We start from the raw sequence: 17,900 nt of genomic DNA on the forward strand, positions 1-17,900 counted from the left end.
GACCAACCACCCATCACCCCGGAAAAACTCCCGAGTGCACTGGGGCCGGCAACTGAAGGAAATTCATTCCCTCAGACACCCAACAGCGTGCCCGACCCGGTCCCCGTCCGGACTCACGTTCCACGCCGAAGCAGTACTAGTGATCCATCAAAGGAAACCGTGCCGAGTAGTCAACGTTCCACCCATGAGCAACCAGTGCGAGACGTTCGCTCGCATGCTGGCCTCTGACCAGTCCGAAGACCGGTAAGAAGTGCTCCTTAGAAAGGAGGTGATCCAGCCGCACCTTCCGGTACGGCTACCTTGTTACGACTTCGTCCCAATCGCCAGTCCCACCTTCGACAGCTCCCTCCCACAAGGGGTTGGGCCACCGGCTTCGGGTGTTACCGACTTTCGTGACGTGACGGGCGGTGTGTACAAGGCCCGGGAACGTATTCACCGCAGCAATGCTGATCTGCGATTACTAGCGACTCCGACTTCATGGGGTCGAGTTGCAGACCCCAATCCGAACTGAGACCGGCTTTTTGAGATTCGCTCCACCTTGCGGTATCGCAGCTCATTGTACCGGCCATTGTAGCACGTGTGCAGCCCAAGACATAAGGGGCATGATGACTTGACGTCGTCCCCACCTTCCTCCGAGTTGACCCCGGCGGTCTCCCGTGAGTCCCCAACCTCCGAAGAGTTGCTGGCAACACGGGACAAGGGTTGCGCTCGTTGCGGGACTTAACCCAACATCTCACGACACGAGCTGACGACAGCCATGCACCACCTGTACACCGACCACAAGGGGGGCACCATCTCTGATGCTTTCCGGTGTATGTCAAGCCTTGGTAAGGTTCTTCGCGTTGCGTCGAATTAAGCCACATGCTCCGCCGCTTGTGCGGGCCCCCGTCAATTCCTTTGAGTTTTAGCCTTGCGGCCGTACTCCCCAGGCGGGGCACTTAATGCGTTAGCTGCGGCACGGACAACGTGGAATGTTGCCCACACCTAGTGCCCACCGTTTACGGCGTGGACTACCAGGGTATCTAATCCTGTTCGCTCCCCACGCTTTCGCTCCTCAGCGTCAGTATCGGCCCAGAGATCCGCCTTCGCCACCGGTGTTCCTCCTGATATCTGCGCATTTCACCGCTACACCAGGAATTCCGATCTCCCCTACCGAACTCTAGCCTGCCCGTATCGACTGCAGACCCGGGGTTAAGCCCCGGGCTTTCACAACCGACGCGACAAGCCGCCTACGAGCTCTTTACGCCCAATAATTCCGGACAACGCTTGCGCCCTACGTATTACCGCGGCTGCTGGCACGTAGTTAGCCGGCGCTTCTTCTGCAGGTACCGTCACTTTCGCTTCTTCCCTGCTGAAAGAGGTTTACAACCCGAAGGCCGTCATCCCTCACGCGGCGTCGCTGCATCAGGCTTGCGCCCATTGTGCAATATTCCCCACTGCTGCCTCCCGTAGGAGTCTGGGCCGTGTCTCAGTCCCAGTGTGGCCGGTCGCCCTCTCAGGCCGGCTACCCGTCGTCGCCTTGGTGAGCCATTACCTCACCAACAAGCTGATAGGCCGCGGGCTCATCCTGCACCGCCGGAGCTTTCGACCCGCCAAGATGCCTTGGCAGGTCAGTATCCGGTATTAGACCCCGTTTCCAGGGCTTGTCCCAGAGTGCAGGGCAGATTGCCCACGTGTTACTCACCCGTTCGCCACTAATCCCCACCCGAAGGTGGTTCATCGTTCGACTTGCATGTGTTAAGCACGCCGCCAGCGTTCGTCCTGAGCCAGGATCAAACTCTCCGTGAATGTTTACCCGTAATCGGGTGACACCACGAGAGCGGAACATCGGGAGGAATAATCCCGACGTTCACAGCGTCCTCGCTGTGTGTTTCAAAGGAACCTCAACCCGATCGAACCGATCAGGTCGGGGTATCAACATATCTGGCGTTGACTTTTGGCACGCTGTTGAGTTCTCAAGGAACGGACGCTTCCTTTGTACTCACCCTATCGGGCTTTCCTCCGGGCGCTTCCCTTCGGTCTTGCGTTTCCGACTCTATCAGATCTTTCCGATCCGATTTCCTCGGTGCTTTCCAGGTTCCCGCTTTCGCGTTTCCCTTTCCGGCGGTTCCGACTCTATCAGATCCTTTCGGGCTCTGATTCCCCGTCAGAAGGGGTTGCCGTCCCGGCCGTTGGGCCGTTTCAACGAGGTGAGACTCTAGCGGACTCCCGGCTCCCAAGCTAATCGGGGGCCGCGTTCTTTCGAACGTGGATTCCTCATTCCGTAAATACACGCGCCGACAGGACGACGACGTCGACAACGCGACTGTTCGTCGAAGAGTGGTTGGTACTTGCGGAATCGCCGTCCGGGGACCGACCGAGGTCGGCGCTCACGTCGGACAACTCGGAGAACACTAGGAGTGCGCGGCAGCCGTGTCAAATCCCGGGCGGGACGGGCCGCACGAGCGTACTGTGGGGCTCGTGACGACGCGTACGTGTACTCAGCTCTGGTGGGCCGCCTGACGGCGGCCGTACACACGTATGCACTCGACGGCCGCCGCTTCGGCGGCCGTTCTCGTATCTCCCTCCAGGAGGGGCGGCCGGCGGAAGGCGGCGGCCCCTGACCAGGAGGTGGAGAGATGACGCGGGTCTTCAGTGGGGTCAAGCCGACCGGGCACCTGACGCTGGGGAACTACCTGGGAGCCATGCGGCAGTGGGCCGCGGTGGACCAGCACCGGTCGGACGCGTTGTTCTGCGTCGTCGACCTGCACGCGCTGACCGTGGACCACGACCCGGCGCGGGTGCGCAGACTCAGTCGGCAGGCGGCGTCGCTGTTGCTTGCGGCGGGGCTGGATCCCGAGCTGTGCACCGTGTTCGTGCAGAGTCACGTGGACGAGCACGCCCGGCTGTCGTACGTACTGGAGTGCGTCGCGACGGACGGGGAGATGCGGCGGATGATCCAGTACAAGGAGAAGGCGGCGCGCGAAAGGGGGCGCGGCGGCAGCGTGCGGCTGTCGCTGCTCACGTATCCCGTGCTGATGGCGGCGGACATCCTGGCCTACGGGACGGACGAGGTGCCGGTCGGGGACGACCAGACGCAGCACGTCGAGCTGGCTCGGGATCTCGCGGTGCGGTTCAACCAGCGGTACGGGCACACCTTCGTGGTACCGCGGGCCACGAATCCGGCGGTGGCCGCCCGGGTCATGAATCTGCAGGAGCCCGCGTCGAAGATGGGCAAGAGCGACGACGTCGGGCCGGGGATCGTCTATCTGCTCGACGAACCGGACGTGGTGCGGAAGAAGGTCATGCGGGCCGTGACCGACAGCGGACGTGACGTCGTCTACGACCGGGAGGAGCGGGCGGGGCTCGCCAATCTGCTGGAGATCCTCGCCGCCTGTACGGGTGGGGACCCGGCGGAGCTGGCGGGTGGGTACGACTCGTACGGCGCGTTGAAGAAGGACACCGCGGAGGCGGTCGTCGAGGTGCTGCGGCCGGTGCGGGAGCGGCACCAGGCGCTGTGTGCCGATCCCGGGTATGTGGAGGGCGTGCTCCGGGAGGGGGCCGAGAGGGCCCGGGCGATGGCGCGGCCGACCGTGGACGCGGCCTACCGGGGGATCGGGCTGCTGCCTCCGGTGAACGCGGCCCGGTAGGCGCGGGGGCTGGTGGCGAGGCGCGCCGCGAAGTGCTGGCGCATCGTGACCTCGCTGCCGAAGCCGGCCCGGCGGGCTACCTCGGGCATGGGCAGGTCGGTGCGTTCGAGGAGCTTCTGGGCGGCGGCGATGCGCTGGTCCAGGAGCCAGCGCAGCGGTGTGGTGCCGGTGGCCGCCAGGAAGTGGCGGGCGAAGGAGCGCGGGGACATGCCGGCATGGGCGGCCAGGTCGGCGACCGTGAGGGGTTCGTCGAGGTGACGCAGAGCGTGTTCGCGGACGCCGGCGAGGGCGTCGGCGTCCCGGTCCGCGTGCTGGGTGGGGTGCTCGATGAACTGGGCCTGGGTGCCGGTGCGGAAGGGCGCGGTCACCATCGAGCGGGCGATGGTGGCGGCGGCCTCGGCGCCGTGGGCCAGGCGGACCAGGTGGAGGCAGAGGTCGATGCCGGCCGCGGTGCCCGCGGCGGTCCAGAGGTTGTCGTCCTCGACGAAGAGGGCGTCCGGGACGACGGTGACCCGGGGGTGGTGGGTCCGCAGGAGGTCCAGGAGCCGCCAATGGGTGATGGCGCGGCGGCCGTCCAGCAGGCCGGCCTGGGCGAGGGTGAAGGCGCCCCCGCACAGGGCGGCGACCGTGGTGCCGCGGGCGTGGGCGCGGCGGAGGGCGGCGAGGACCGGGGCGGGTGCCGGGGTGAGGTGGTCGTCGAGGCCGGGGACGACGACGAGGTCGGCGGTGTCCAGCCAGTCGAGCCCGCGGTCGGGGTGGAGCGCGAGGCCGCCGCGCATCGGGACGGTGGTGGTGCCGTCGGCGGCGACGCGGCGCAGGTCGAAGGCGGGGGCGCCGCGGTCGGTGCGGTCGGTGCCCCAGACCTCGGTGATGACGGCGACGTCGAAGGAGCGGATGCCGGGGAAGGCCAGGAGGGCGACTCGGTGAGGGGTCGCGGGCGTTCGTGCGGCTCGTGCGGCTCCTGTGGCTCCTGTGGCTCCTGTGGCTCCTGCCATGAGTGGCAGTAAACCATCGATCGGTGGCTTTCGGACCCCTGGGGCGCCTGCTCTGCGGGCGGCACGATCGGGGCATGGACATCGCGGAGAACGCAGCACTGGTGGTCGTGGACGTGCAGAAGGGCTTCGAGGAGGCCGGTTTCTGGGGTACGCGCAACCACCCGGAGGCGGACGACAACATCGCCGCGCTCATCGACGTGTGGCAGTCGACCGGACGGCCGGTCGTCTTCGTACGGCACGACTCGGTGAAGGCCGGGTCGCCGTTGCGGACAGGGCACGAGGGGAACGGGTTCAAGGAGTACGTCGAGCAGCGGCGCGGGAAGGGCGGCGGGGCCGAGCTGCTGGTGACGAAGAGCGTGAACTCGGCGTTCCTCGGCACGCCCGACCTCGGCGCCTGGCTGCGCGAGGCGGGGATCTCGCAGCTCGTGCTCGCCGGGATCCAGACGAACATGTGCGTCGAGACGACGGCACGGATGGGCGGGAACCTCGGCTACGAGGTCGTGGTCGCCTTCGACGCGACGTACACCTTCGACCTGGAGGGGCCCTTCGGCTGGCGGCAGGGCGCGGACGAGCTGGCGAGGGCGTCGGCGGTGTCGTTGCACGGGGGCGGGTTCGCCCGGGTGGTGATGACGGAGGAGGTGCTCACCGGCGTGCGGTGAGCTCTCCTGCGGGCTTTTCGGGGAGCCCGGTCGCCGGCTCGGTGCGTCAGTCCTTGGTGCCGGAGGCCAGTTCGCGGCTGCGGTCGCGGGCGGCCTCCAGGGCGGCGATGAGGGCGGCGCGGACGCCGTGGTTCTCCAGTTCCCGGATGGCGTTGATGGTGGTGCCGGCGGGGGACGTGACGTTCTCGCGGAGCTTGACCGGGTGTTCGCCGCTGTCGCGGAGCATCTTCGCGGCGCCGATCGCGGACTGCACGATGAGGTCGTGGGCCTTGTCGCGGGGCAGGCCGAGCAGGATACCGGCGTCGGTCATGGCCTCGACCAGGTAGAAGAAGTACGCGGGGCCCGAGCCGGAGAGGGCGGTGCAGGCGTCCTGCTGGGACTCCGGGACGCGGAGGGTCTTGCCCACGGCGCCGAAGATCTCCTCGGTGTGCGTCAGGTGGTCGGCGGTCGCGTGGGTGCCGGCGGAGATGACGGACATGGCCTCGTCGACGAGGGCCGGGGTGTTCGTCATGACGCGGACGACCGGGGTGCCGGGGGCGAGGCGCTCCTCGAAGAAGGCGGTCGGGATGCCGGCCGCGCCGCTGATGACCAGGCGGTCGGCCGGGACGTGTGGGGCGAGTTCTTCGAGGAGCGCGCCCATGTCCTGGGGCTTGACCGTGAGGATCAGGGTGTCGGCGGTCTTGGCGGCCTCGGCGTTGGTGACCGGGGTGACTCCGTGGCGGGCGCGGAGTTCGTCGGCGCGTTCCCGGCGGCGGGCGGTGACCAGGAGGTCGGCGGGGGCCCAGCCGGATCCGATCATGCCGCTGAGGAGGGCTTCGCCGATCTTGCCGGTGCCGAGGACTGCGACTTTCTGGGTCATGGGTGTGGTGCCCTCCGGGGTGTGCGCGTCGTCCGGGGTCATCCTCGCATTGCGTACGCGGGCGGGGGCGGTGCGTCCAGTCCGCGGGACGGTGCGGGGGCGGGTGGTCGGGTCGGGTTTTCACGCCCCCGCCGCCCCTTCCCTTTCCCGTCCCTGGGGCTGCCGCCCCCGGGCCCCCGCCTTCGGCCCTCCACGGGCCTCGTCCTCAAGCGCCGGACGGGCTGGTTCATGCCGTTCGGCGTTTCAATGTCGCCGCGCCCAGGGCGAGGACCAGCAGTGCGCAGCCGGCGACGATCAGGGCGTCCCGTACGAAGGCGGCGGTCACGTCGGTGTGGCGCAGGACCTCGTTCATGCCGTCCACCGCGTAGGACATGGGCAGGACGTCGGAGATGGCCTCCAGGGCGGGGTGCATGTTGTCGCGCGGGGTGAAGAGGCCGCAGAGGAGGAGCTGGGGGAAGATCACCGCCGGCATGAACTGCACCGCCTGGAACTCGGAGGCCGCGAAGGCCGAGACGAAGAGGCCGAGCGCGGTGCCCAGGAGGGCGTCGAGCAGCGCGACCAGGAGGAGCAGCCAGGGGCTGCCGGTGACGTCGAGGCCCAGGAACCAGACGGCGAGGCCCGTCGCGAGGGCGGACTGGACGATGGCGAGGGCGCCGAAGGCGAGGGCGTAGCCCGCGATGAGGTCGCCTTTGCCGAGCGGCATGGCGAGGAGGCGTTCGAGGGTGCCGGAGGTGCGCTCGCGCAGCGTCGCGATGGACGTGACCAGGAACATCGTGATCAGCGGGAAGATGCCGAGGAGCGAGGCGCCGATGTTGTCGAAGGTGCGCGGGCTGCCGTCGAAGACGTAGCGCAGCAGGAGCAGCATCACGCAGGGGATCAGCATCAGGAGCGCGATGGTGCGGGGGTCGTGGCTCAGCTGGCGCAGGACGCGGGTCGCGGTGGCCGTGGTGCGGGGGAGGCTCAGGGCACGGGTGGGAGCCGGGGCGAGGGTGGGCGCGGGGGACGTGGAAGTCGTCGGAGTGGTCATCGGGTGGTCTCCTCGGTGCGGCCCTCCGCCTTGCCCTTCGCCTCGTCGACCAGGTGGAGGAAGGCTTCCTCGACCGTCTCGGAGCCGGTACGGGCGCGCAGGGCGTCGGGGGTGTCGTCGGCGAGGACTTCGCCCTCGCGCATCAGGAGCAGCCGGTGGCAGCGCTCGGCCTCGTCCATGACGTGGGAGGAGACGAGGATCGTGGCGCCGCGGTCGGCGGCGATGGAGTGGAAGAGGGCCCACAGGTCGCGGCGGAGTACGGGGTCGAGGCCCACCGTCGGTTCGTCGAGGACGAGGAGTTCGGGGGCGCCCAGGAGGGCCACGGCGAGGGAGACGCGGCTGCGCTGGCCGCCGGAGAGGTTGCCGGCCAAGGAGTCGGCGTGGGTGGTGAGGTCGACGTCGGTGATGACCCTGGTGACGTCGGCGCGACGGTGGGCCGAGGCCGCCCGGCCGGGGTGGAGGATCTCGGCGAAGTAGTCCAGGTTCTGGCGGACGGTCAGGTCGTCGAAGACGGACGGGGCCTGGGTGACGTAGCCGATGCGGGTGCGCAGGGCCGGGTGGCCGGCCGGGCGGCCGAGGACGTCCAGGGTGCCGGCGACCTTGGCCTGCGTGCCGACGATCGCCCGCATCAGAGTCGACTTGCCGCAGCCGGAGGGGCCGAGGAGGCCGGTGATCCTGCCCCGCGGGACGGTGAAGCCGAGGCCGCGCAGGACGGTGCGGGTGCCGCGGACGACGGTGAGGTCTTCGGCGTGGACGGCCGGTGGGGCAGGGGTGTCGCCCTGCCCTTCAGGGGGCCGGGAGGAGTGCTCCGTCGAGTAATTCATCATGTGATGAATACTCCTCCCGGGCGTCCCGCGGCGTCAAGCGGTCGCGTCTGGCCGCTTCGCGTCGAGCCATCACTCCGGGCCGCCGCGTCAGCCCGTCGGTGTCGTCGCGAGGAGGAGGTGGACGTCGTACGTCTCCTCGACGGCTCCGTCCGGGAAGACCGACAGCAGGTGCCGGCGCTCCTCGGCGAAGAAGGCCGCCGCGCGTTCCTCGGTGTCGGTCAGGAACACCGAGTGGCTGCCGAGGTTGGCCAGGTGGGTGTCGAGGGGGACGCGCCGGCTCCAGCGGATCTCGCGGTGGACGAAGTCGAGGCTGCCGGTGGGGTCGGCGAAGCGGGCGTCGATGTTCCGCTTCTCGGCGGAGAGGTTCAGGCCCGCGAAGTGCCGGTCGAGGCGCCGGCCCGCGTCCGCGATCCACCGCACGTCGTGGGCGTCGGTGTTCCACCACAGCGCCAGCGCGCCGCCCGGACGCAGCACGCGCAGCGCCTCCGGGACCGCGAGGGCGGGGTCGGTCCAGTGCCAGGCCTGGGCGTAGGTGAGCAGGTCGGCGCTGTGGCCGGCGAAGGGGAGGGCGTTGCCGCTGCCGCGGACCAGGGGCACGCCGGTGAGGGTGCGGCGGAACTCGGCGGCCATGCCGGCGCCGGGTTCCACGGCGATGACGTCGGCGCCGCGCTCGTGCAGGCGGGCGGTGGCGAGGCCCGTGCCGGCGCCGACGTCCACGACGCGGGCGCCCTCGAGGGGTCGGCCGGTGAGCTCTTCCAGCGCGTCGAAGAGGGCGGGCGGGTAGGAGGGGCGGTTGGCGGCGTACTGGGCCGCGGCGGCGTTGAAGGAGTGGGCGCGGGCGCTGTGGCGGGCCTGCGCGGAGGTGGTGGGAGCGGGCGAGTCGTCCGGGGTCGGCGGTGTCGTCATACGGCCATGGTGGCCGTGGGCCTCGGGCGGGGCAGGGGGTTTTCGGGGCCGCCACGGGCAGGGGCACGCCGGCAGAAGATTCTCGACGCCACCACGGGCAGAAGCTCGCCGACAGAAGATTCTCGACGCCACCACGGGCAGAAGCTCGCCGACAGAAGATTCTCGACGCCACCACGGGCAGAAGCTCGCCGACAGAAGATTCTCGACGCCACCACGGGCAGAAGCTCGCCGACAGAAGATTCTCGACGCCACCACGGGCAGAAGCTCGCCGACAGAAGATTCTCGACGCCACCACGGGCAGGGGCACGCCGGCAGGAGATTTTCGACGCCACCACGGGCAGGGGCACGCCGACGGGAGCTCCCGGGCAGGGGCTACTTCCGGCGGCGCTTCTTCGACGGGTTGCCCGTGCGGCGGGTGGCGCGCTTTTCGTAGTCCTCGCGGGCCTTCTCGTACTCCGCGCGGTGCAGCTTTTCGCCCGGGGCCTCGGTGAAGGTGCGGAAGAAGTAGGCGAGGAGGGTGCCGACGAAACCGATGGCCAGGAGGCCGCGCAGGGAGGCCTGGCGGTCGGCGTCGGGGCGGCTGGTGAAGCCGGACCAGGTGTGGCGGAAGGCCAGGGCGCTGCAGACCGCGAACATCACGATCATCAGCAACGAGACGAAACTGCCGATGTCGGCGATCTGGAGGCCCTGGTAGGCGACGCGGAGCACGAAGCAGGCGGCGGCCGCCACGGCGAGCGAGCCGACGGCGAGACCCACCCGGCGGGCGGTGTAGCCGTTGTCGTGGTGCACCCAGGTCGTGCCGTAGAACCGGAGGGGTTCGGGGCGGGGGCCGGCCTGGGTGTCCGGGGTGCCGTTCTTGCCGTTCTCTGCGCTCACGGGTCGATTATGGCGCGCGCCCGTTGCGGGGTGCCGTGCGGTCAGCCGCCCTGGCCCGCGCTGCCCATCGGGCCGACCTTCACCGGGGAGCCCGGGCTGTCCGAGGCGGGCAGCGAGGCGCCGCCCGGCCAGTCGAGGGTGACCGACTCGGTCTCGTTCGGCGGGGTCACCACCAGGCCCGTGACGCGGACGCCGGAGCCACCGGTGTCGTTGATCGGGTAGGTGATGCCGAAGGTCACGTTCTCGCCGTCCTGGAGGACGATCGGCGGGGCCTGCTCGCCGGTGCGCTCCGCGGACAGGGTTCCCGCGTTGGTCGTCAGGTCGACGCCCGCGTAGCCCGCGAGCGTGCAGGCCCGGCCGCCGCCGTTCTTCAGATCGACCGCGACGGTGCCCTCGGTGTCGCCGCCGACGGTGGCGTCCGTCGCCGTGATCTCCAGCTCGCCGGTGCGGCACTTGGCGGCCGCCTCGCCCGTACCGCCGGATCCGTCGGCGCCGCCGGTTCCGTTGGGGGTCTTCCCCGCGGAGTCGTTGCCGCCCTCCTGGTCCGGGCCGGCCGATCCGGCGCCGCCGTCCGAGGAGGACGGAGCCGAGGCGGCGGGCGGGGCGCTGGTCTCGTCCGTGCCGTCGTCGTTCTGGCAGGCCGTGAGCGAGAGACCGGCGGCGAGCGCCATGGCGGCGAGGGTCAGCTTGCGAACGCGCATCGTTGTCCACCTCAGGGTCGGTTGGCGAGCCGGGCCGCCCGTACCCATCGGTGCGAGCGGTGCTTACGATCACCAAGAGCCGCTCGGCCCGGCACGCCGTTCCCCCCGGGAACCCCCTGGTACGCCCCCAGGACAACGCTGTTACAAGGTCATCGGCGGCACACTCAGCAGCGAGGAGCCACGTAGCCGTCGCTGCCGGTGCGGATGTACGCGTCGGAGACGTACTGTCCGCCGCCGATGTTGTCCCAGACGTTCGAGGTGCCGTAGGGGCCCGAGACCCACTCCCCCGGGCGCTGGCAGTTGATCGAGACCCTGGAGCCCACGGGCAGGACCCGGACCAGGGAGTAGTTGGTGCCCGGGCCGCTGCGGACGTTCAGGCGGTAGCCCGGAGCGACCGGGTACGAGCTCAGGGCCGCGGCCGCCGCGACGGCTTCCGCGCCCGCTTGGCCCGCCGTCTCTTCCCCGCCGCCGGTGTTCTGGACCTGCTCGAGCGACATGTGAGAACTCCCCCCGTTGAACCCCACGACCTTCGTGGGGGACCGTTGATACCCCAAGAACAGGCCATAAAACACCAGTTCGCAACTCGCACACGGAGGGCGGCAGGCCGCCTCTGTCCCGTACGCCCCATCGACTAGGCTCCGAGCGTCGCTCGCGCGAACGAACAGCACGGGGGTGGTTCCATGGCGCCGCAGCGGGATGCCGGGGCGGACGCGGAAGCGGAACTTCCGGAGTACGCCGGTCACTACCGTCTGGAGTCCCGGCTGGGCTCGGGCGGCATGGGCGTCGTACACCTGGCCCGCAGCGGCTCCGGGATGCGCGTCGCGGTGAAGGTCGTGCACGCGACGTATGCCAGGGACCCGGAGTTCAGGGGACGTTTCCGGCAGGAGGTGGCCGCGGCTCGGCGAGTGAGCGGGGCCTTCACGGCGCCGGTCGTGGACGCCGATCCGGAGGCCGGGCGGCCCTGGATGGCCACGCTGTTCATCCCCGGCCCGACGCTCTCGGAGTACGTGAAGCGGAACGGGCCGATGGACGAGCCCCAGTTGCGCCGGCTGATGGCCGGGCTCGCCGAGGCGCTGCGCGACATCCATCGCGTGGGCGTCGTGCACCGGGACCTGAAACCGAGCAACGTCCTGCTCGCCGAGGACGGTCCGAAGGTCATCGACTTCGGCATCTCCCGGCCGAAGGACAGCGAACTGCGCACCGAGACCGGGAAGTTGATCGGTACGCCGCCGTACATGGCTCCCGAGCAGTTCCGGCGGCCCCGGGAGGTGGGTCCGGCGGCCGACGTATTCACCCTCGGATCGCTGATGGTGCACGCGGCGACCGGGCGCGGGCCCTTCGACTCCGACAGCCCGTACGTCGTCGCCTACCAGGTCGTGCACGACGAGCCCGATCTGACCGGCGTACCGGAGTCGCTCGCTCCGCTGGTGCTGCGGTGTCTCGCCAAGGAGCCCGAGGACCGGCCGACGCCGGACGAGTTGATGCGCGAGCTGCGGTCCGTGGCGGCGGCCTACGACACCCAGGTGTTCGTGTCGGCACCGCGGGAGCCCGTCGGTACGGAGTCCGCCCCCGGGGCTCCCGCCGAGCCGTCCGGGAAGACCGGGGCACCCGGGAAGCCCGGGAAGCCGGTGACGTCCGGGCGGGTCGTGCGGCGGCTGGGAAAGCGGTCGGCACTCGTCGCCGGGGCGCTGGGACTCGCCGTGACCGGGAGCCTCGTGGCCGTGCAGGCGTTCGGCGGCGCCGAGCCCGCGCGCACACCTGCCGCGCAGAGTGCGCCGGGCGGGTTCGGGGCGTGGGAGGCGGCGCCCGCGGCGAAGGACGGCGGGGTGCCGCAGTGCTCGTACGCGGCGCGGCGGTTGTTGTGCGCGCGGCCCGGACTGGTCTTCGCCCTCGATCCGGCCGACGGCGGCACGCTGTGGCGGCACCCGGTCGAGGAGGCCGTGCGCAGCGCACCGCCGGTCGTGTCGGGCGGGCTCGTGCAGCCCGAGGTCGGCCTGCTGGGCCCGCTGGAGGCGCTCGACCCCGCGACCGGTGAGCCCGAGTGGCAGGAGGAGATGCCGGCGTACGACGGGCTGCGCACCGTCGGCGACATGCTGCTGCTCACCCGCGCCGACGGGACGGTCACCGGCGTGGACAGCGCTACGGGGCGGACGGAGTGGGCGCACCGGATCCCGGGGCTGTCCGTGCCGTACTTCACCTCGTTCGCCGGGGAGCGGCATCCGGCGGCGTACACGACGAGCCCGGGCGCGGACGGGAAGCGGACCCGGGTCACCGCGGTGGACCCGGCGAGCGGGGACGTGCGCTGGGACGCGGAGCTGGCGGGGGCGCTGACGCCGGTGGGGGCGGCGGGCGGGTCGGTCTTCCTCGTCGCCGAGGGGGCGGCCTACGGCGACGTCGTGGCCGTGGTCCGCTACACGCCCGCCACCGGGGCGACCCGCCGGGTGACGCTGCCGATCCCGGTCGCACAGGCGTCGGCGTCGGCGGGCGTGCGCGGGGACACCGTGTACCTCATGGGCGCGGGCGGCTCGCTGGTCGCCGTCGACATGGCGGCGGGGAAGCAGGCGTGGCGGCTGGAGACGGGCGTGAGCCGGGGCTCGAAGCCGGTCTCCGACGGGCGGCACGTGTACGTCACGGCTCCCGACGGGCGGCTGTTGGGTGTCGACGCCCGCAGGGGCAAGCTCCTCGGGCAGACCCGGCCCCGGCTCGGCGCCGAGTCCGACACCGTGCCCGCCTCCCTGCCGACGCCGGTGCTCGCGGGCGGGCACGTGTACGCCGGGGCGCCGGACGGCACGGTGTTCGGGGTGTCGGGGCGGGACCCGGGGGCCTGGTGAGCCGAGGCCGTACCGGGTCCCCCCACCGGGGTTCCGGAGGTGTCAGCCCAGCTTGCTGACGTCGCGGACGGCGCCCTTGTCGGCGCTGGTGGCCATCGCGGCGTACGCCTTCAGGGCCGCGGAGACCTTGCGGTCGCGGTTCTTGGGGGCGTACACGCCGTTCAGGGCCTGCTCGCGGCGGGTCAGCTCCGCGTCGTCCACGAGCAGCTCGATGGAGCGGTTCGGGATGTCGATGCGGATCCGGTCGCCGTCCTCGACCAGGGCGATGGTGCCGCCGGCCGCCGCCTCCGGGGAGGCGTGGCCGATGGACAGGCCCGAGGTGCCGCCGGAGAAGCGGCCGTCGGTGACCAGGGCGCAGGCCTTTCCGAGACCGCGGCCCTTCAGGTACGAGGTCGGGTAGAGCATCTCCTGCATGCCGGGGCCGCCCTTGGGGCCCTCGTAGCGGATGACGACGACGTCGCCCTCCTTGACCTGCTGGGTGAGGATCTTCTGGACCGCCTCCTCCTGCGACTCGCAGACGACCGCCGGGCCCTCGAAGGTCCAGATCGACTCGTCGACGCCGGCCGTCTTGACGACGCAGCCGTCCACGGCCAGGTTGCCGCGCAGGACCGCGAGGCCGCCGTCCTTGGAGTAGGCGTGCTCCACGGAGCGGATGCAGCCGTTCTCGGCGTCGTCGTCCAGGGAGTCCCAGCGCTCGGACTGGGAGAAGGCCTCGGCGGAGCGGACGCAGCCGGGGGCCGCGTGCCACAGCTCGACGGCCTCCTGGGAGGGCGAGCCGCCGCGGACGTCCCAGGTCTTCAGCCAGTCGGCCAGGGAGGGGCTGTGCACGGAGTGCACGTCCTCGTTGAGCAGGCCGCCGCGGTGCAGTTCGCCGAGGAGGGCGGGGATGCCGCCCGCGCGGTGCACGTCCTCCATGTAGTACGTGCGGTCCTTGGCGACGTTCGGCGCGACCTTGGCGAGGCACGGGACGCGACGCGAGAGGGCGTCCATCTCGGTGAGGCCGTAGGCGACCTCCGCCTCCTGGGCGGCGGCCAGCAGGTGCAGGATCGTGTTGGTGGAGCCGCCCATCGCGATGTCGAGCGCCATGGCGTTCTCGAAGGCCGCGGGGGTGGCGATGTTGCGGGGCAGGACCGACTCGTCGTCCTGCTCGTAGTAGCGGCGGGTCAGGTCCAGCACCGTGCGGGCGGCGTTCTCGTAGAGCGCCTTGCGGGCGGTGTGGGTGGCGAGGACCGAGCCGTTGCCGGGCAGGGAGAGGCCGATGGCCTCGGTGAGGCAGTTCATCGAGTTGGCGGTGAACATGCCGGAACAGGAGCCGCAGGTGGGGCAGGCGTTCTCCTCGATGCGGAGGATGTCCGCGTCGGAGATCTTCTCGTTGACCGCCTCCGACATCGCGTCGACCAGGTCGAGCGTGCGGACCGTGCCGTCGACCAGGGTGGCGCGGCCGGACTCCATCGGGCCGCCGGAGACGAAGACCGTGGGGATGTTCAGCCGCAGGGCCGCGTTGAGCATGCCCGGGGTGATCTTGTCGCAGTTGGAGATGCAGATCAGGGCGTCGGCGCAGTGCGCCTCGACCATGTACTCCACGCTGTCCGCGATCAGGTCGCGGGAGGGCAGGCTGTAGAGCATGCCGCCGTGGCCCATCGCGATGCCGTCGTCCACGGCGATCGTGTTGAACTCGCGCGGGATGCCGCCGGCCGCGGCGACCGCCTCGCTGACGATCCGGCCGACCGGGGCCAGGTGCGTGTGGCCCGGCACGAACTCCGTGAAGCTGTTGGCGACGGCGACGATCGGCTTCCGCCCGATGTCCGCGCCGGGTACACCGGAGGCACGCATAAGGGCGCGGGCGCCCGCCATGTTGCGGCCGTGGGTGACTGTGCGGGACCTCAGCTCGGGCATCGTCGCTCGCTCCTTCGGAGAGTTATGACTGTCGTCGAGCGTACGCCGGTCATCCAGGGGTCGGGACGGGGTGTCCGGAATGCGGGACAGCCGTCTCGCCGTACGCCGCCGGGAGGGCGCCCTCAGGGGCCGGTGAGGTGGCCCTGTACGACCGGCGCCAGGCGGGCGATGATCTGCTCCGGGTCCGCCGAGGCGAGCGGCTCCACCTTCATCACGTAGCGGAGCATCGCGCAGCCCACCAGCTGCGCCGCCGCCAGTTCTACGCGCAGCTCCGCGTCCGGCAGGCCCACCTGGGCGGCGACCCGGCGCAGCAGCTGGGCGGCGATGAGGCGGCGGAAGACGGCGGCGGCGGTCTCGTTGTTCACGGCGGAGCGGACGATGGCCAGCAGGGGGGTCCGGGTGGCGGGGTTCTCCCAGAGGCCGAGGATGAAGCGGGTGAGCCGCTCGCCGACCTCGTCGAGGGGGGCGTCGCCGATCGCCTCGGGGGCCCTCAGGGCCGGTGCGAAGGCGACCTCGATGGCCGCCTCGAAGACCTGCTCCTTGGTGCCGAAGTAGTGGTGGACCAGCGCGGGGTCCACGCCCGCCGCCTTGGCGATGCCGCGCACGGACGTCTTCTCGTAGCCGCGCTCGGAGAACTCCTCGCGGGCGGTGACCAGGATGCGGTCGCGGGTGTCCCCGGACTCCGTACGGGGCGGTCGGCCACGGCGCCGGGCGGTTCCGTCGGCGTCGCCGCTCACCGGCGGTCCGTCCTCGCCGCCGGGCCGCCCGGCACCGGGGACGCCGACCGCGCCAGGTGCTCGCGGGTGAAGGCGAGCGCCTCGGCGAGGTCGGCCTCACGTTCGGCGCCGGACATCGCGCGCCTCGTGTTGACCTCGATGACGACGTGGCCGTCGAAGCCGGTGCGCGTGAGGTGCTCGAGGACCTCGGCGCAGGGCTGGTTGCCGCGGCCGGGGACGAGGTGTTCGTCCTTGGCGGAGCCCTTGCCGTCGGCCAGGTGGACGTGGCCGAGGCGGTCGCTCATGCGGTCGATCATGCCGAGGGCGTCGGTGCGCGAGGTCGCGGCGTGGCTGAGGTCGATCGTGAAGTGCCGGTAGTCGTCCTTGGTCACGTCCCAGTCGGGGGCGTACGCCTGCATCTCGCGGTCGCGGTAGCGCCAGGGGTACATGTTCTCGACGGCGAAGCGGACGTCCGTCTCGTTCGCCATCCGCCAGATGCCGTTGACGAAGTCCCGCGCGTACTGGCGCTGCCAGCGGAACGGGGGGTGCACCACGACGGTGGACGCGCCGAGCTTCTCGGCGGCGGCGCGGGCGCGCTGGAGCTTGACCCAGGGGTCGGTGGACCACACGCGCTGGGTGATGAGCAGGCACGGTGCGTGCACGGCGAGTATCGGCATGCGGTGGTAGTCGCTGAGCCTGCGCAGCGCCTCGATGTCCTGGCTGACCGGGTCCGTCCAGACCATCACCTCGACGCCGTCGTAACCGAGGCGCGCGGCGATCTCGAAGGCCGTCGCCGTCGACTCCGGGTAGACGGAAGCCGTCGACAGGGCGACCTTCGCGTCCGGGGTTCGGATCACGTCCCTGGGATTTGCCACGGGGGTCAGGGTACGGGGTGCCCGCTGGGCGGCGCGGGGTGCCTGATCGCCGTTGTGGTGAGCGCCATAGGTGGCGGGTGCGGGTGCGGGTGCGGGTGCGTTGTGGTCGTTCGCGCCGTTCCCCGCGTCCCTTTCGGGGCGCGTTATCCCTGGCCCATGTGGTCCAGGCGCCGCAGGATCACGCCCTCTCTGAGGGCCCACGGGCAGATTTCCAGGTTCTCCACGTGGAACAGGTCCATCGCGGCCTCGGCCACCAGGGCGCCGGCCAGGAGCTGGTTCGCGCGGCCCTCGGATACGCCGGGGAGTTCGGCGCGTTCGGCGCTGGTCATGGCGGCCAGGCGGGGCACCCAGGCCTCCAGGGAGGCGCGCTTCAGCTCGCGCTGCACGTAGAGGCCCTCGGCCGAGCGGGCGGCGCCGGCGATGCGGGCCAGCTGCCGGAAGGTCTTCGAGGTGGCGACCACGTGGTCGGGGGCGCCCAGGCGGCTGAACTCGCCGACCGTCCGGGCGATCTCCGTACGGACGTGGCGGCGCAGCGCCCTGACGTCGTCCGGGTGGGGCGGGTCGCCGGGAAGCCGGGCGGCGGTCAGCCGGCCCGCGCCGAGCGGCAGCGACACGGCGGCGTCGGGTTCCTCGTCGATGCCGAAGGCGATCTCCAGGGAGCCGCCGCCGATGTCGAGGACCAGCAGTCTGCCCGCGGACCAGCCGAACCAGCGGCGGGCGGCGAGGAAGGTGAGCCGGGCCTCCTCCGCGCCGGTGAGGACGGTCAGCTCGACGCCGGTGTCGTCCCGCACGCGCTCGAGGACGTCGTCGGCGTTGGTCGCCTCGCGCACGGCCGAGGTGGCGAACGGCAGGAGGTCCTCCACGCCCTTGTCCTCGGCGGCCTGGAGGGCCTCCCTGATGACCGCGACCAGCCGGTCGACGCCGTCGGGGCCGATCGCCCCGCCCTCGTCGAGGAGCTGGGCGAGGCGCAGTTCCACCTTGTGCGAGTGCGCGGGCAGCGGGCGGGCGCCGGGGTGCGCGTCCACCACCAGCAGATGCACCGTGTTCGAACCCACGTCGAGGACACCGAGTCTCATGTACGGAACGCTACTGCGGGCGGGTCC

General features: G+C 70.9%; 15 protein-coding genes and 1 rRNA gene. 3 read left to right on the forward strand and 13 right to left on the reverse strand.

Annotated features, from left to right (window positions below; translation table 11 throughout):
* Nucleotides 1-261: 261 nt before the first annotated feature.
* Nucleotides 262-1,788 (reverse strand): 16S ribosomal RNA (locus NI25_RS16905).
* A gap of 830 nt (nucleotides 1,789-2,618) precedes the next feature.
* Here NI25_RS16905 and trpS point away from each other — a divergent pair.
* Nucleotides 2,619-3,629 carry a tryptophan--tRNA ligase gene (gene trpS, locus NI25_RS16910; protein WP_061443246.1) on the forward strand — a complete coding sequence of 337 codons (1,011 nt, stop codon included), beginning with the start codon at nucleotides 2,619-2,621 and terminating at the stop codon, nucleotides 3,627-3,629.
* Here trpS and NI25_RS16915 read toward each other — a convergent pair.
* The gene (locus tag NI25_RS16915; RefSeq protein WP_061443247.1) at nucleotides 3,584-4,624 is read right to left on the reverse strand and encodes a GlxA family transcriptional regulator; all 1,041 of its coding nucleotides are present in this window, start codon (nucleotides 4,622-4,624) and stop codon (nucleotides 3,584-3,586) included. The two genes, trpS and NI25_RS16915, sit on opposite strands and share 46 nt — an antisense overlap.
* A 74-nt stretch (nucleotides 4,625-4,698) precedes the next feature.
* Here NI25_RS16915 and NI25_RS16920 point away from each other — a divergent pair, with 74 nt between their 5' ends.
* On the forward strand, nucleotides 4,699-5,283 hold the full coding sequence (locus NI25_RS16920) for a cysteine hydrolase family protein (protein WP_061443248.1): 585 nt from the start codon (nucleotides 4,699-4,701) through the stop codon (nucleotides 5,281-5,283).
* A gap of 46 nt (nucleotides 5,284-5,329) precedes the next feature.
* Here the strand turns inward: NI25_RS16920 and proC are convergent, their stop codons facing one another.
* The 7 genes from proC to NI25_RS16955 form a co-directional block, all read right to left on the reverse strand.
* Nucleotides 5,330-6,142: a pyrroline-5-carboxylate reductase gene (gene proC, locus NI25_RS16925; RefSeq protein ID WP_061446952.1), complete on the reverse strand. Its 813-nt coding sequence runs from the start codon at nucleotides 6,140-6,142 to the stop codon at nucleotides 5,330-5,332.
* A 226-nt stretch (nucleotides 6,143-6,368) separates the two neighbouring features.
* On the reverse strand, nucleotides 6,369-7,169 hold the full coding sequence (locus NI25_RS16930) for an ABC transporter permease (protein ID WP_061443249.1): 801 nt from the start codon (nucleotides 7,167-7,169) through the stop codon (nucleotides 6,369-6,371).
* Nucleotides 7,166-7,996, reverse strand: a complete 831-nt coding sequence (locus NI25_RS16935; RefSeq protein WP_061443250.1) for an ABC transporter ATP-binding protein — start codon at nucleotides 7,994-7,996, stop codon at nucleotides 7,166-7,168. Before NI25_RS16935 ends, NI25_RS16930 begins: the two co-directional genes overlap by 4 nt.
* Before the next feature lie 87 nt (nucleotides 7,997-8,083).
* Entirely contained in the window at nucleotides 8,084-8,902 is an 819-nt protein-coding gene (locus NI25_RS16940) for a class I SAM-dependent methyltransferase (protein WP_061443251.1), read from the reverse strand.
* Nucleotides 8,903-9,274: 372 nt separating this feature from the next.
* Nucleotides 9,275-9,778, reverse strand: coding sequence for a hypothetical protein (locus NI25_RS16945; RefSeq protein WP_061443252.1), 504 nt, complete (start codon nucleotides 9,776-9,778; stop codon nucleotides 9,275-9,277).
* Nucleotides 9,779-9,819: 41 nt separating this feature from the next.
* Nucleotides 9,820-10,479, reverse strand: coding sequence for a DUF4232 domain-containing protein (locus tag NI25_RS16950; protein ID WP_061443253.1), 660 nt, complete (start codon nucleotides 10,477-10,479; stop codon nucleotides 9,820-9,822).
* A 164-nt stretch (nucleotides 10,480-10,643) separates the two neighbouring features.
* Nucleotides 10,644-10,976: an SH3 domain-containing protein gene (locus NI25_RS16955; RefSeq protein ID WP_061443254.1), complete on the reverse strand. Its 333-nt coding sequence runs from the start codon at nucleotides 10,974-10,976 to the stop codon at nucleotides 10,644-10,646.
* A gap of 183 nt (nucleotides 10,977-11,159) precedes the next feature.
* Between NI25_RS16955 and NI25_RS16960 the strand changes: the two genes are divergently transcribed.
* Nucleotides 11,160-13,310 carry a serine/threonine-protein kinase gene (locus NI25_RS16960; RefSeq protein ID WP_061443255.1) on the forward strand — a complete coding sequence of 717 codons (2,151 nt, stop codon included), beginning with the start codon at nucleotides 11,160-11,162 and terminating at the stop codon, nucleotides 13,308-13,310.
* A gap of 42 nt (nucleotides 13,311-13,352) precedes the next feature.
* Here NI25_RS16960 and ilvD read toward each other — a convergent pair whose 3' ends face one another.
* From ilvD to NI25_RS16980, 4 genes are all read right to left on the reverse strand, one after another.
* Nucleotides 13,353-15,206, reverse strand: coding sequence for a dihydroxy-acid dehydratase (ilvD, locus tag NI25_RS16965; protein WP_061443256.1), 1,854 nt, complete (start codon nucleotides 15,204-15,206; stop codon nucleotides 13,353-13,355).
* Between the two features lie 122 nt (nucleotides 15,207-15,328).
* On the reverse strand, nucleotides 15,329-15,943 hold the full coding sequence (locus tag NI25_RS16970) for a TetR/AcrR family transcriptional regulator (RefSeq protein ID WP_061443257.1): 615 nt from the start codon (nucleotides 15,941-15,943) through the stop codon (nucleotides 15,329-15,331).
* A complete protein-coding gene (locus NI25_RS16975) occupies nucleotides 15,940-16,797 on the reverse strand; it encodes a sugar phosphate isomerase/epimerase family protein (protein WP_199560935.1) in 858 nt (285 codons plus the stop codon). The genes NI25_RS16970 and NI25_RS16975 overlap by 4 nt, the downstream gene beginning before the upstream one ends.
* A gap of 143 nt (nucleotides 16,798-16,940) precedes the next feature.
* A complete protein-coding gene (locus NI25_RS16980) occupies nucleotides 16,941-17,873 on the reverse strand; it encodes a Ppx/GppA phosphatase family protein (protein WP_061443259.1) in 933 nt (310 codons plus the stop codon).
* Nucleotides 17,874-17,900: the final 27 nt, after the last annotated feature.

This window comes from Streptomyces sp. CCM_MD2014 (genome assembly GCF_000772045.1).
GTDB classification, from domain to species: Bacteria; Actinomycetota; Actinomycetes; order Streptomycetales; family Streptomycetaceae; genus Streptomyces; species Streptomyces salinarius.

What these genes read in the sequence shown, in the direction of transcription:
- trpS (WP_061443246.1), top strand. Translation starts at nt 2,619, where the DNA reads ATGACGCGGGTCTTCAGTGGGGTCAAGCCGACCGGGCACCTGACGCTG.
- NI25_RS16915 (WP_061443247.1), bottom strand. Translation starts at nt 4,624, where the DNA reads ATGGCAGGAGCCACAGGAGCCACAGGAGCCACAGGAGCCGCACGAGCC.
- NI25_RS16920 (WP_061443248.1), top strand. Translation starts at nt 4,699, where the DNA reads ATGGACATCGCGGAGAACGCAGCACTGGTGGTCGTGGACGTGCAGAAG.
- proC (WP_061446952.1), bottom strand. Translation starts at nt 6,142, where the DNA reads ATGACCCAGAAAGTCGCAGTCCTCGGCACCGGCAAGATCGGCGAAGCC.
- NI25_RS16930 (WP_061443249.1), bottom strand. Translation starts at nt 7,169, where the DNA reads ATGACCACTCCGACGACTTCCACGTCCCCCGCGCCCACCCTCGCCCCG.
- NI25_RS16935 (WP_061443250.1), bottom strand. Translation starts at nt 7,996, where the DNA reads ATGATGAATTACTCGACGGAGCACTCCTCCCGGCCCCCTGAAGGGCAG.
- NI25_RS16940 (WP_061443251.1), bottom strand. Translation starts at nt 8,902, where the DNA reads ATGACGACACCGCCGACCCCGGACGACTCGCCCGCTCCCACCACCTCC.
- NI25_RS16950 (WP_061443253.1), bottom strand. Translation starts at nt 10,479, where the DNA reads ATGCGCGTTCGCAAGCTGACCCTCGCCGCCATGGCGCTCGCCGCCGGT.
- NI25_RS16955 (WP_061443254.1), bottom strand. Translation starts at nt 10,976, where the DNA reads ATGTCGCTCGAGCAGGTCCAGAACACCGGCGGCGGGGAAGAGACGGCG.
- NI25_RS16960 (WP_061443255.1), top strand. Translation starts at nt 11,160, where the DNA reads ATGGCGCCGCAGCGGGATGCCGGGGCGGACGCGGAAGCGGAACTTCCG.
- ilvD (WP_061443256.1), bottom strand. Translation starts at nt 15,206, where the DNA reads ATGCCCGAGCTGAGGTCCCGCACAGTCACCCACGGCCGCAACATGGCG.
- NI25_RS16980 (WP_061443259.1), bottom strand. Translation starts at nt 17,873, where the DNA reads ATGAGACTCGGTGTCCTCGACGTGGGTTCGAACACGGTGCATCTGCTG.